Annotated in this window: 10 protein-coding genes; 3 read left to right on the top strand and 7 right to left on the bottom strand. The window is 51.4% G+C overall.

Going from position 1 to position 13,489, the window contains the following annotated elements; translation table 11 throughout:
• Positions 1-136 precede the first annotated feature (136 nt).
• The 7 genes from ppiD to bolA all read right to left on the bottom strand — a co-directional run bounded on the left by ppiD (position 137) and on the right by bolA (position 9,675).
• Positions 137-2,008, bottom strand: a complete 1,872-nt coding sequence (ppiD, locus tag NA624_RS12800; protein ID WP_000969426.1) for a peptidylprolyl isomerase — start codon at positions 2,006-2,008, stop codon at positions 137-139.
• Between the two features lie 290 nt (positions 2,009-2,298).
• Positions 2,299-2,589: a nucleoid-associated protein HU-beta gene (hupB, locus tag NA624_RS12795; RefSeq protein ID WP_254888479.1), complete on the bottom strand. Its 291-nt coding sequence runs from the start codon at positions 2,587-2,589 to the stop codon at positions 2,299-2,301.
• A gap of 190 nt (positions 2,590-2,779) precedes the next feature.
• Complete coding sequence (lon, locus tag NA624_RS12790) at positions 2,780-5,134, bottom strand: endopeptidase La (protein ID WP_001067723.1); 2,355 nt, start codon at positions 5,132-5,134, stop codon at positions 2,780-2,782.
• A gap of 185 nt (positions 5,135-5,319) precedes the next feature.
• Positions 5,320-6,591: an ATP-dependent protease ATP-binding subunit ClpX gene (clpX, locus tag NA624_RS12785; RefSeq protein WP_000130314.1), complete on the bottom strand. Its 1,272-nt coding sequence runs from the start codon at positions 6,589-6,591 to the stop codon at positions 5,320-5,322.
• Positions 6,592-6,842: 251 nt separating this feature from the next.
• A complete protein-coding gene (gene clpP, locus NA624_RS12780) occupies positions 6,843-7,466 on the bottom strand; it encodes an ATP-dependent Clp endopeptidase proteolytic subunit ClpP (protein WP_000122257.1) in 624 nt (207 codons plus the stop codon).
• A 246-nt stretch (positions 7,467-7,712) separates the two neighbouring features.
• Positions 7,713-9,011, bottom strand: coding sequence for a trigger factor (gene tig, locus NA624_RS12775; protein ID WP_001198406.1), 1,299 nt, complete (start codon positions 9,009-9,011; stop codon positions 7,713-7,715).
• Between the two features lie 346 nt (positions 9,012-9,357).
• Positions 9,358-9,675 (bottom strand): transcriptional regulator BolA, encoded by a 318-nt coding sequence (bolA, locus tag NA624_RS12770; protein WP_000973433.1) that lies wholly within the window; start codon positions 9,673-9,675, stop codon positions 9,358-9,360.
• 303 nt (positions 9,676-9,978) lie between these two features.
• Here bolA and NA624_RS12765 point away from each other — a divergent pair, with 303 nt between their 5' ends.
• The 3 genes from NA624_RS12765 (at position 9,979) to cyoA (ending at position 13,485) form a co-directional block, all read left to right on the top strand.
• Positions 9,979-10,557, top strand: coding sequence for a lipoprotein (locus NA624_RS12765; protein ID WP_001539323.1), 579 nt, complete (start codon positions 9,979-9,981; stop codon positions 10,555-10,557).
• Between the two features lie 43 nt (positions 10,558-10,600).
• Complete coding sequence (gene ampG, locus NA624_RS12760) at positions 10,601-12,076, top strand: muropeptide MFS transporter AmpG (RefSeq protein WP_000098483.1); 1,476 nt, start codon at positions 10,601-10,603, stop codon at positions 12,074-12,076.
• Positions 12,077-12,528: 452 nt separating this feature from the next.
• Positions 12,529-13,485, top strand: coding sequence for a cytochrome o ubiquinol oxidase subunit II (gene cyoA, locus NA624_RS12755; protein ID WP_001239448.1), 957 nt, complete (start codon positions 12,529-12,531; stop codon positions 13,483-13,485).
• The last annotated feature ends 4 nt before the right edge of the window (positions 13,486-13,489 follow it).

Genomic DNA, 13,489 nt, shown 5'->3' with positions numbered 1-13,489 from the left:
TGTTTGTTAACAGTGCAGCCACGATAGCGGGGCGGAGAAAAACGAACAAACGGCAATTCTCAGAAATGGAAAAGGCCGCGAAAGCGGCCTTTGTGGGATACAACGTTTTGCAATTTTTTGCGAAGCGCCTCGACGATTACTGCTGTTCCAGAGCGTCGCCGATTTTGATTTTCGCCTCTTTACGCAGATTACTCATCAGCGCTTCAAAGACAATTTGCGCATTGTTCTGCGTGATGCCCTGCACCATCGCTTTTTTCTGCGCTTCCGGCATGGCACCCGCTTTCACCTCGTCAAACGCCAGCAGAACGACGTTACCCTGCATATCGTTCGCCACGCCATAAACTGGCTTATCTTTCGTCGGAAGGCTTAATGCAAAGGCCGCCTGACTCACCGGATCCTGACTGGTACGACTTAACGTTTTAGGCTCGCCAAAACTCAGACCCGCCGCTTTCATCGCTTCCGCGCCTTTGCCCGCTTTCAGCTCGACCAGCAGTTTTTCCGCATCCAGCTTCGCCTGTTGTTCCGCTTTGTTATGCTTCACCAGGGCAGTGACCTGTTCTTTCACTTCTGCCAACGGCTTCACGGCCTCAGGTTTATATTCACTCACGCGCACGACAAAAGCCCGGTCGCCATCTACGGTGATAATGTCTGAATTCGGCCCCGGCGTACCGTTTTCGCCTACCAGACCGCCATTAAAGATAGCATCGGCTACCGGTTTGAAGTTCAGCTCTTCCGGTAAGGTGTCACGGCTAAACCAGCCGGTTTCAACGGCTTTTACGCCAGCGACCTGTTCAGCGCCTGCTAACGACTCATTGTCGTTGCTTGCCGCATCGCTCACCTTCTGCTGCAACGCATAGTAAGCATCCAGCGCTTTTTCTTGTTTCACTTTCGCGGCAATGTCGTCGCGAACCTCGCTTAACGGTTTCACTTTGGCAGGCTGAATATCATCCAGACGCGCCACCAGAAAACCGACAGACGACTTAATCACACCAGATATCTGGCCTTTTTCTTTTAATCCGGCGTTTTTCAGTTCCGGCACCGTGGCAGACTCTTCCAGCCAGCCCATATCGCCGCCATTACGCGCAGAGATGATATCGGTAGATTTCTCTTTCGCCAGCGTGGCGAAATCTTCGCCCTTGTTCAGCGCATCCAGTACCGCTTTCGCATCATCTTCCGTTTTGGTCTGAATAATGCTGTAACGAATGCGCTCCGGCTGAGTAAACTGATCTACATGCTGGTCATAATAGGCCTGAATATCCGCATCGCTGACCGGTGCCTGCATCGTCGCGGCATCCAGCTTGATATAGCTTACGCGGAACTGTTCCGGCGTCATAAAGCGGGCTTTATTCTGATCGTAGTAGCTGGACACTTCCTGATCGGTCACCTGCTGCTTCGCCGCCAGCGCATTGACATCAATAACGGCTTCACGCACCACGCGCTGTTGAGAGACTAATGCCGCCAGTTCGTCGGTTTCCCCTTTCAGCATAAAATCAGTACCGGCCACGCCGTTGATCAGTTGCTGAGTGGTAAGCTGGTTACGCAGCGCCTGAGCGTACTGATCGGCGGTCATTCCCATCTGATTCACAATCGCGTTATAGCGGTTGTTGTCAAACTTACCGTCCACCTGAAAAGCGGGAGTGGCGAAAATCGCCTGCTTTACCTGCTCATCGCTGATGCCCAGTTTCAGTTCGCGGGAATATTGATCCAACAACGCTTCATCTATCAGACGATTCAGCACCTGCTGGCGCAGGCTTTTCATATAACCTTCGTTGGCCGCCAGTTCAGAATACCTGTCGCCCAACTGCTGCTGCATACGGTTACGTTCGTTATTAAACGCATTCTCAAACTGTGCCCGGCTGATTTCCTGGCCATTCACTTTTGCGGCGTAGTTATTGCTTCCGCCAATCAGGTAACCACTAACGCCGGTCAAAATGAACGACACGATAATGATAACGAAAATAATCTTGAGCACGAGACTGTTTGCAGCCGTGCGTAAGCTGTCCATCATGGTGTAACCACACTCCGCTGTAGGTGACTTTACACTTTATCTTTCAGGCGGCTTCTCTGCTGGCTACCGAGTGATTCGCTCAGTTGCCGCGTCGACGCAACCTGAATGATTTGCGTATATAGACTTCACGCGCATCGCATTTTCTGAACGCGGCGCGCAAAAGCCTATTGTGACAAGAAACGAGGGCAATTGTCAGCCCGCAACGCACAGAAAGTCCCGAATCGCCAATAAAAAAGGCACATCAGTTGATGCGCCCTTGTACTTTGTCACATCCCCCGAGGGGATCACGCTTAGTTTACCGCGTCTTTCAGCGCTTTACCTGCACGGAAACTCGGCACTTTGGCAGCGGCGATGGTGATCTCTTTACCTGTTTGCGGGTTGCGACCAGTACGGGCAGCACGCTCTTTAACAGCAAAAGTACCAAAGCCTACCAGTGCAACGTCATCCCCTTCTTTCAGAGATTCGGTAACAGAAGCAATAATCGCATCTAACGCACGTCCAGCCGCAGCCTTAGAGATATCAGCCCCTGCAGCAATTTTTTCGATCAGTTGAGATTTATTCACTCTTCTCTTCCTCTTTATAATTTATATCGCACCTGAATCCTTCGAAGTACGACCGCGCAGCAGTTATATCAGGCCTGCCACGCCCTTACAACACCCGTTAATGGTGGCAGACCCAATCAACCATCTAAATTAGCTATACAAAAAAAGGCTGGCAAGTCCGAAATAGCCTGCCAGCCCTGTTTTTATTAGCGCTATTTGCGCGAGGTCACTATTTTGCGGTTACAACCTGCATTCCAGACGGTTCGTTTTGCAGAGCAAGCGTCAGAACTTCCTCAATACGCTTAACCGGGTGAATATCCAGATCGGCAATCACGTTGTCCGGAATTTCCTCCAGGTCACGTTTATTTTCGAATGGAATTAAGACCGTTTTAATCCCGCCGCGATGCGCCGCCAACAGTTTTTCTTTCAGGCCGCCGATCGGCAACACCTGACCACGCAGCGTGATCTCACCGGTCATTGCCACATCTGCGCGCACCGGATTACCGGTCAGGCAGGAAACCAGCGCGGTACACATCGCGATACCGGCACTTGGACCGTCTTTCGGCGTTGCGCCTTCCGGCACGTGAACGTGGATATCGCGTTTTTCGTAAAAGTCCGGATTAATACCCAGTTTTTCCGCGCGCGCGCGCACCACGGTCAGCGCCGCCTGAATAGATTCCTGCATCACTTCCCCGAGCGAGCCGGTGTAGGTCAGCTTGCCTTTGCCCGGGACGCAGGCGGTTTCGATGGTCAACAGATCGCCGCCCACTTCCGTCCACGCCAGCCCCGTCACCTGACCTACGCGGTTTTCGCTATCCGCGCGGCCATAATCAAAGCGCTGGACACCGAGGTAGTCGTGCAGATTATCGCCGTTAATTTCGATATGTTTTAACGACTTATCGAGCAACAGTTGTTTAACCGCTTTGCGGCACAGTTTGGAGATTTCACGCTCCAGACTACGCACGCCCGCTTCACGCGTGTAATAGCGGATAATACCGATAATCGCGCTATCGTCGACCGTCAGTTCGCCTTTCTTCAGCGCGTTACGCTCGATCTGCTTCGGCAGCAGGTGACGTTTAGCAATATTTAGCTTCTCATCTTCGGTATAACCGGACAGACGGATCACTTCCATACGATCCAGCAGCGGCGCCGGAATGTTCATGGAGTTGGAGGTGGCGACGAACATCACATCGCTGAGATCGTAATCCACTTCCAGGTAATGATCGCTGAACGCCACGTTCTGCTCTGGATCCAGCACTTCCAGCAGTGCGGAAGCCGGATCGCCGCGCATGTCCGAGGACATTTTGTCGATCTCATCGAGCAGGAACAGTGGGTTTTTAACCCCCACTTTGGCCATTTTTTGGATCAGTTTACCCGGCATAGAGCCAATGTAAGTCCGGCGATGACCGCGGATTTCCGCTTCATCACGCACGCCGCCCAGCGCCATACGGATGTATTTACGCCCTGTTGCTTTAGCGATGGACTGGCCCAACGAGGTTTTACCTACCCCCGGCGGCCCCACCAGACACAGGATCGGCCCCTTGATTTTATTTACACGGCTTTGAACCGCGAGATACTCAAGGATGCGGTCTTTCACGCGCTCCAGACCATAATGGTCAGTATCGAGGATTTCCTGCGCCTGACGCAGGTCTTTTTTGACCTTGCTACGCGCATTCCACGGCACCTGCACCATCCAGTCGATGTAGCCGCGCACCACGGTCGCTTCCGCCGACATCGGAGACATCATTTTCAGCTTCTGCAGTTCCGCTTCCGCTTTCTCTTTCGCCTCTTTCGGCATTTTCGCCGCGTCGATCTTACGCTTCAGCGCTTCGTTTTCGTCCGGCGCGTCGTCCATCTCGCCAAGCTCTTTCTGAATCGCTTTCATTTGCTCGTTCAGATAGTACTCGCGCTGGGATTTCTCCATCTGCTTTTTCACGCGGTTGCGAATGCGTTTCTCAACCTGCAGCAGATCGATTTCAGATTCCATCATCGCCATCAGATATTCCAGACGTTCGTTAACGTCGGACATCTCCAGTACGGACTGTTTATCCGCCAGTTTCAGCGGCATATGCGCGGCGATGGTGTCAGCCAGACGTGCGGGGTCGTCAATGCTATTGAGTGACGTCAGCACTTCCGGCGGAATTTTTTTGTTCAGCTTGATGTAGCCTTCGAACTGGCTGATAGCGGTACGCACCAGCACTTCTTGTTCTCGCTCATCAATGGCTGGCGAATCAAGGTACTCCGCCTTCGCGGAGAAATGTTCGCCGTTGTCAGACAGCGCGGAAATACGCGCGCGCTGTAACCCCTCGACCAGCACTTTTACGGTGCCGTCAGGCAGTTTCAACATCTGCAAAATAGAGGCCACGGTCCCGACGGTGAAAAGATCGTTTACACCCGGCTCATCCGTTGATGCTTCCTTCTGGGCGACCAGCATGATTTTTTTATCATGGTCCATAGCCGCTTCCAGACAACGGATAGATTTTTCCCGCCCTACAAATAAGGGTATGACCATGTGCGGATAAACCACCACATCGCGCAAGGGCAATACGGGGATTTCAATGCGTTCAGAACGCTCAGGATTCATAGAGCTCTCTCTTAGTTTAGTGTCCGCCAGGTAATCAGATAGTATAGCTGTGCTCCATACCACCTATAACATGTACGTCAGTATATGGGGATGTTTCCCACACATTCAACGGCGTGTTTACAGGAAAAACGAAAGGGGAGATAAAATCCCCCCTTTTTTGGCTAACTGATTGTATGAATGTTTAATTATTCGCCAGAAGCCTGCGCTTCCGGTTTGCCGTAAATCAGCAACGGCTTACTCTGACCGGCAATAACGGACTCGTCGATCACCACTTTTTCGACGTCTTCCATAGATGGCAAATCGTACATGGTATCCAGCAGCGCCGCTTCGACGATAGAACGCAGGCCACGGGCGCCGGTTTTACGCGCCATTGCTTTCCTGGCGATAGCGTCCAGCGCTTCGTCACGGAATTCCAGATCGACGCCTTCCAGGTTAAACAGCGCCTGATACTGCTTGGTCAGCGCATTTTTCGGCTCTTTCAGGATTTGAATCAGCGCTTCTTCGCTGAGTTCGTTCAACGTCGCCACCACTGGCAGACGACCGATAAACTCAGGAATCAGACCAAATTTGATCAAATCTTCCGGTTCAACCTGCGACAACAGCTCGCCTTCGCTGGCTTTGTCGGACTTCGCTTTCACCGTCGCGCCAAAACCAATGCCGGAGCCGGTTTCAACACGGTTAGCGATCACTTTATCCAGACCGGCAAACGCGCCGCCGCAGATAAACAGAATCTTAGAGGTATCTACCTGTAAGAATTCCTGCTGCGGATGTTTGCGACCGCCCTGCGGTGGAACCGCGGCGACGGTGCCTTCGATCAGTTTCAGCAACGCCTGCTGTACGCCTTCGCCGGAAACATCGCGGGTAATGGACGGATTGTCTGATTTACGCGAAATCTTATCGATTTCATCAATGTAGACAATCCCACGCTGCGCTTTTTGCACGTCGTAGTCGCATTTCTGCAACAGTTTCTGAATGATATTCTCGACGTCTTCACCCACGTAACCCGCTTCGGTCAGCGTGGTCGCATCCGCCATAGTGAACGGCACATCCAGCAAGCGCGCCAGCGTTTCCGCCAGCAGCGTTTTACCGGAACCGGTCGGTCCAATCAGCAGAATGTTGCTTTTGCCTAACTCGACGCCATTGCTGGTATCGCCGTTACGCAGACGCTTGTAGTGGTTATAGACCGCCACCGCCAGCACTTTTTTCGCCTGCTCCTGGCCGATAACGTAATCGTCCAGGTGAGTACGAATTTCATGCGGCGTCGGCAGCGCACTACGTTCACGGTGCGGAGCAACTTCTTTAATTTCTTCGCGAATAATGTCGTTACATAAATCGACGCATTCGTCGCAGATATACACGGATGGACCGGCAATCAGCTTGCGCACTTCATGCTGGCTTTTGCCGCAAAAAGAGCAGTACAACAATTTGCCCGAGCCATCTTTGCGTTTATCTGTCATGAGTCAAAACCTCTTCTTTGTTCTTTGTGCCGCACACGACGACGCAAATGCCATTCTCAGGCGCAAGCCGCTAATCAGCGTTGTGCCGCCCTTCATTAGTATATACACAAAATCATTCGAGCTACATCAAGGCGGCAACTCAGCGACTCCGCAGGCGCTTACATAAGTAAGTCACCGGGAGGCGCACTGGCAACCAACACCGAGGTAGCGTGAAGGATGAAGTGTATAGCGGCACACTTGCGTCCAGGGCATCAATTACGATGGGTCAAAATTGAGTCAACCAAACCGTACTCTACCGCTTCAGGCGCGGAGAGGAAGCGATCGCGCTCAGTATCACGTTCAATCTGCTCAAGAGATTGACCCGTATGGTGCGCCATAAGTTCATTCATGCGCCCTTTTACTTTCAAAATTTCGCGGGCGTGAATTTCAATATCCGTCGCCTGGCCCTGGTAGCCGCCCAGCGGCTGGTGGATCATGACGCGAGAGTTCGGCAAGCAGAAACGTTTGCCTTTCGCCCCGGCAGTCAGCAAAAACGCCCCCATAGAGGCCGCCTGTCCCATACAAATGGTGCTGACGTCTGGCTTAATAAACTGCATGGTGTCATAGATGGACATCCCCGCAGTAATTACGCCGCCAGGAGAATTAATGTACAGATAGATATCTTTTTCCGGGTTTTCCGCTTCCAGGAACAGCATCTGCGCCACGATCAGGTTAGCCATATGGTCTTCGACCTGGCCGGTCAGAAATATGACGCGTTCCTTAAGTAGACGAGAATAGATATCAAAAGAGCGCTCACCGCGTGAGGTCTGTTCAATGACCATCGGCACCAGCGCCATATGAGGGGCCAAATTATCTCGTTCTCCGCTGTATGACATTTCCGTCTCCTGGATAAAAATTGAAAAAACCTGCTGTACTGATTGTAACCTGATGGACGGATTATCAGCCAGTCCCTCTGTAATGGGTACGGCATCGCCATAATTCAAGCATAACAATCTTTTGCTCTAACGCTAACACTGAAACGCGGTTTTCGCACCCTTACCATGCAAAATGCGTGACAAAAAAAACCCGTCACTGAAAGGTGACGGGTTTTTGTGCAAATTTCGTGCTTTTAACGCGAAAAATTACGCCTGCTGGTTCATCAGCTCATTGAAGGAAGTGGCTTTTTCAGACACTTTCGCTTTTGCCAGAACCGCTTCAACAGCCTGTTCTTCCAGAGCGACGTTACGCATATTGTCCATCAGCTCTTTATTTTTGCTGTAGAACTCAATCACTTCTTTCGGATCTTCGTAAGCAGACGCCATCTCTTCGATCAGGCCTTTAACACGTTCTTCGTCCGCTTTCAGCTCGTTGGTACGAATGACTTCGCCGAGCAGCAGACCTACAACTACACGACGCTTAGCCTGTTCTTCGAACAGTTCGCGCGGCAGCTCCAGAGCCTGTTTCTCGTTACCACCAAAACGCTGCGCAGCCTGACGACGCAGAACGTCGATTTCGCTGTCGATCAGCGCAGACGGTACGTCGATGTCGTTAGCTTTTACCAGACCTTCGATCGCCTGAGACTTAACGCGGTTACGTACCGCGCCTTTCAGCTCGCGCTCCATGTTTTTACGCACTTCAGCGCGCAGACCGGCTACGGAACCATCTTCAACGCCGAAACGTTTGATGAATTCTTCGGTCAGTTCCGGCAGTTCGCGTTCTTCAACTTTCTTCAGGTTGATAACGAACTTAGCCGCTTTACCTTTCAGGTTTTCAGCATGGTACTCTTCCGGGAAGGTCACATCGATAGTGAACTCTTCGCCAGCTTTGTGGCCTTTAACGCCGTCTTCAAAGCCCGGAATCATACGCCCCTGGCCCATCGCCAGAACGAAATCGGTCGCTTTGCCGCCTTCGAACTCTTCGCCGTCTACAGAGCCGGTGAAGTCGATGGTCACGCGGTCTTCCGCATCAGCAGCGCCGTCTTTTTCTTTCCAGGTCGCCTGCTGCTTACGCAGGGTGTCCAGCATCACATCAACGTCAGCGTCGGTGACTTCAACAACCGGTTTTTCAACTTCGATGGACTCGAGGCCGGTCAGTTCAACTTCCGGATAGACTTCAAACTCGACGGAGTAAGTGAAGTCTTCACCCACTTTGTATTCGCCCGGAACATAGTTCGGCGCGCCTGCCGGGTTAATTTTTTCTTTGATGATCGCGTCAACGAAGTTGCGGCTCATCAGATCGCCCAGCACGTCCTGGCGAACAGAAGCGCCATAACGCTGAGCGACGATATTCATCGGTACTTTGCCTTTACGGAAGCCGTCAATACGTACTTTTTTCGCTACGTTGACCAGCTCGCTTTTTACAGCGGTCTCGATGCTGTCAGCAGCGATTGTAATCGTTACACGGCGGCCAAGGCCCTGAGTGGTTTCAACTGAAACTTGCATCTTGTTACCTCAAAAAATCACAGTGCTCGGTCAACTCTACTCCGCAAGCACGTGCTATTTGCTTCGCGGAACCGGGATGTTCTCATAATCAATCACATTCCCTGTCGTCAGAATCATCCCGAAGACGTTCATATATAAGACGGCGCATTATAGCGGCATCACTTTTGTGAGTCGAGAACGGTGATTGTGCGATGCTGCGGCGGTTTTCACAATTCTCGGCTAATTTTTGTCTGAATACTGTACGACATGCTCAAAATTCAGACAAAACAAAACGGCCCGCAGGCCGTTTTCACATAATTCTGTAGCAACATACTGGAAAAGCGGAGGTAGTTGCAAATCCGTTTTGCTACGCGATGCTTCCCGCGCCGCGACAAGGAGGCGACGCGAAGATAGTATCCTGCAATCCTTCCCACTCTTTGAGGGTATAAGTATGCAGTGCCAGCGCATGTACGGTTGTGGAAAGTTCCGCCGTTAACGTACCGTAAATCATCCGATGACGATTAAGAAAACGTTCGCCTGTAAAGCGATCGCTCACCAGCACGACCTTAAAATGGCTTTCCGATCCTGCTGGAACATTGTGACGATAGCTTTCATCCACAACTTCGAGAAACACGGGGTCGAACGCTGTCCTTAATTTTTCTTCTATTTGCTCACGTATCATCATGAAAATCTCCTCCGACAACGCTGTGATGTCACCCATCCCTTTAAATACTAGCCGCTTTTACCGTTTCCATTACAGCATGACAACAAAAATTTAGCTTTCGTCTGATTATTTCAGCCAAACGTATGAAGTTTACTGCCTTAATCATTCTTTTAGCGCTCAAAATCCCCGCTCGCGCCGTTATCAATACCAAATCGGACATTACGACGAATTTACCTGCGTTGACCACTTCCCCTCGCCGTTAGCAGTGTTATGATGGCGGGAATTTTTACCTATCACGTTTTAAGCGTCATTGAGAGCCTGAATATGTTAAAAAAACTTCTCTTTCCGTTAGTCGCTCTGTTTATGCTGGCAGGATGCGCCACACCGCCGACGACCATTGACGTCGCGCCGAAGATCACCTTGCCACAGCAGGATCCGAGCCTGATGGGCGTCACCGTTAGCATTACCGGCGCGGACCAACGCCAGGATCAAGCGTTAGCGAAAGTCACGCGTAACAACCAGCTGGTAACGTTAACCGCCTCCCGCGATTTACGCTTCCTGTTACAAGAAGTCCTGGAAAAACAGATGACGGCGCGGGGCTATATGATCGGGCCTAACGGCGCGGTTAATCTGCAGATTATTGTTAACCAACTGTATGCTGATGTTTCCCAGGGCAGCGTGCGCTACAACATCGCGACCAAAGCGGATATCGCGATTATTGCGACCGCGGCAAATGGCAACAAGATGACCAAAAACTATCGCGCCAACTACTCTATTGAAGGGGCATTCCAGGCCTCTAACCAGAATATTGCCGACGCGGTGAACAGTGTTCTGACCGATACTATCGCTGATATGTCTCAGGACACCAGTATTCACGATTTTATCAAGCAAAACGCCCGTTAATAGCAACAACAAGACCCGGCAGAAGCCGGGTCTGTAGATGCCTATGTCAAGTCAATATTTACGTATTTTCCAGCAACCGCGTTCAGCCATTCTGCTGATATTGGGTTTTGCCTCCGGCCTCCCGCTGGCGCTCACCTCCGGTACGCTACAGGCGTGGATGACCGTCGAGAATATCGATCTTAAAACGATTGGCTTCTTCTCGCTGGTTGGTCAGGCCTATGTGTTTAAGTTTCTCTGGTCCCCGCTGATGGACCGCTACACGCCGCCTTTTTTAGGTCGTCGTCGCGGTTGGTTACTCGCCACCCAACTGTTGTTACTGGCGGCGATTGCGGCGATGGGCTTTCTTGAACCCGGCACGCAGCTACGCTGGATGGCGGCGCTGGCGGTGGTGATTGCTTTTTGCTCCGCCTCGCAGGATATCGTGTTCGACGCCTGGAAAACCGATGTTTTACCCGCAGAAGAACGCGGCGCTGGCGCGGCAATCAGCGTGCTTGGCTACCGGTTGGGGATGCTGGTTTCCGGCGGACTGGCGCTATGGCTGGCCGATCGCTGGCTCGGCTGGCAGGGCATGTACTGGCTGATGGCGGCATTGCTGATCCCCTGCATTATCGCCACCTTACTGGCGCCGGAACCGACCGATACTATCCCGTCCCCGAAATCGCTGGAACAGGCCGTCGTCGCGCCGCTACGCGATTTCTTTGGCCGTAATAACGCCTGGCTGATTTTACTGCTCATTGTGCTTTATAAACTGGGTGACGCCTTCGCCATGAGCCTGACCACCACCTTTTTGATTCGCGGCGTCGGCTTTGACGCCGGCGAAGTCGGCGTGGTCAATAAAACGCTGGGCCTGCTGGCAACGATCGTCGGTGCGTTATACGGCGGCATATTAATGCAGCGTCTTTCGCTGTTTCGCGCGCTGCTGATTTTCGGCATTTTGCAAGGCGCGTCCAACGCCGGTTACTGGTTGCTCTCCATTACCGATAAAAACATGTTCAGCATGGGCGCGGCGGTCTTTTTCGAAAATCTGTGCGGCGGGATGGGGACTGCCGCCTTTGTCGCCTTATTAATGACGCTATGTAATAAGTCGTTTTCCGCAACACAGTTTGCCCTACTGTCGGCCCTCTCCGCAGTAGGCCGCGTTTATGTTGGTCCCGTAGCGGGCTGGTTCGTTGAAGCGCACGGCTGGCCGACATTCTACCTCTTCTCGGTTGTCGCCGCCGTTCCCGGGCTGTTACTGTTGCTGGTCTGTCGGCAAACGCTGGAATATAGCTGGCAGAGCGAGCGTTTCATTCCCCGCACGCAATACCGTGGCGCCTACAATTTCGCGCTTTCAATCCTGCTCGCGGGCGTCGCTTTGCTGGCGGTATGGGTACTCCTGCTGACCATGAACGCGGTGGATTACACTAACTTCTCATTCCTGCCCGGATTGCTTGAGACCGCGGTAGTGGTTGCCGTGTGCGGCATTGTCTTTGGCGGATTGCTGGACTACCTGGCGCTACGAAAAACACGCCTGCTCTAAAACATTATTTGCCGTTGTAATAACGACCCGGAATTATAACGGCTAAATAACCATCAATTGATAAAAAATATATTTGTCTTTTTGTGCGCAACAGAATTTTGGAAATTATTGGTAATTTCTACGCTACCTATTTTCTTTACACGATTCAGCCGATTAAATTTAAATTTCTGCCGTTGATTGTCCTTTTATTGATAATAAATTGTTAAGTAATTGTTTTATTTTTACATTGGTTATACCAATTATCCCTCAACATCCCACTTACAGACCTCATCCGTTATAACGCAAAGTTTCAACAGTGTCTTAAAGTTATTTCGACATACTTGGCAACATATGTGACATGCGCGGCAGAACTTGGTAACACAGAACCAATCATGTTTACAGTAATGTAACCTTACCGTAAAATGCCCCTACACTTTAAACGCCACCAGGTCCCGTGGAATTGAGGTCGTTAAATGAGACTCAGGAAATACAATAAAAGTTTGGGATGGTTGTCATTAATTGCAGGCACTGCATTACTCAGTGGCTGTAATTCTGCGCTGCTGGATCCCAAAGGACAGATTGGACTGGAGCAACGTTCGCTGATACTGACGGCATTTGGCCTGATGTTGATCGTCGTTATTCCCGCCATCTTGATGGCTGTTGGTTTCGCCTGGAAGTATCGTGCGAGTAATAAGGATGCGAAGTATAGCCCGAACTGGTCACACTCCAATAAAGTGGAAGCCGTGGTCTGGACGGTGCCTATCTTGATCATCATTTTCCTTGCCGTACTGACCTGGAAAACCACGCACGCGCTTGAACCAAGCAAGCCGCTGGCGCATGACGAAAAACCGATCACCATCGAAGTGGTTTCCATGGACTGGAAATGGTTCTTCATCTATCCGGAGCAGGGTATCGCCACCGTCAACGAGATCGCCTTCCCGGCGAACACGCCGGTTTATTTCAAAGTGACCTCCAACTCCGTGATGAACTCCTTCTTTATCCCGCGTCTGGGTAGCCAGATTTATGCCATGGCCGGTATGCAAACACGTTTGCATCTGATCGCCAACGAACCCGGAACCTACGATGGCATCTCCGCCAGCTATAGCGGCCCGGGCTTCTCTGGTATGAAGTTTAAAGCTATCGCCACCAAAGACCGCGCAGAATTCGACCAATGGGTCGCAAAAGCGAAGCAGTCTCCGAACACCATGAATGATATGGCGGCGTTCGAGAAAGTGGCTATGCCAAGCGAGTACAACAAGGTGGAATATTTCTCCAGCGTGAAACCAGATTTGTTCAAGGACGTTATTAACAAATTCATGGACCACGGTAAGAGCATGGACATGACCCAACCTGAAGGTGAGCACAGCTCGCATGAAGGAATGGAAGGTATGGACATGAGCCACGCGGAATCCGCCAACTCCAAGGGTTGAGGAA

This window comes from Salmonella sp. NW38 (assembly GCF_051807745.1).
GTDB classification, from domain to species: Bacteria; Pseudomonadota; Gammaproteobacteria; order Enterobacterales; family Enterobacteriaceae; genus Salmonella; species Salmonella enterica.
Note: the sequence above shows the minus strand (reverse complement) of the source record. Positions and strands in the feature narration are given on the sequence as shown.

Bases quoted from the DNA above. Each gene is read 5' to 3' on its own strand.
- lon (WP_001067723.1), bottom strand. From the start codon at position 5,134: ATGAATCCTGAGCGTTCTGAACGCATTGAAATCCCCGTATTGCCCTTG.
- NA624_RS12765 (WP_001539323.1), top strand. From the start codon at position 9,979: ATGTTAAAAAAACTTCTCTTTCCGTTAGTCGCTCTGTTTATGCTGGCA.
- tig (WP_001198406.1), bottom strand. From the start codon at position 9,011: ATGCAAGTTTCAGTTGAAACCACTCAGGGCCTTGGCCGCCGTGTAACG.
- clpX (WP_000130314.1), bottom strand. From the start codon at position 6,591: ATGACAGATAAACGCAAAGATGGCTCGGGCAAATTGTTGTACTGCTCT.
- ampG (WP_000098483.1), top strand. From the start codon at position 10,601: ATGTCAAGTCAATATTTACGTATTTTCCAGCAACCGCGTTCAGCCATT.
- clpP (WP_000122257.1), bottom strand. From the start codon at position 7,466: ATGTCATACAGCGGAGAACGAGATAATTTGGCCCCTCATATGGCGCTG.
- bolA (WP_000973433.1), bottom strand. From the start codon at position 9,675: ATGATGATACGTGAGCAAATAGAAGAAAAATTAAGGACAGCGTTCGAC.
- ppiD (WP_000969426.1), bottom strand. From the start codon at position 2,008: ATGATGGACAGCTTACGCACGGCTGCAAACAGTCTCGTGCTCAAGATT.
- cyoA (WP_001239448.1), top strand. From the start codon at position 12,529: ATGAGACTCAGGAAATACAATAAAAGTTTGGGATGGTTGTCATTAATT.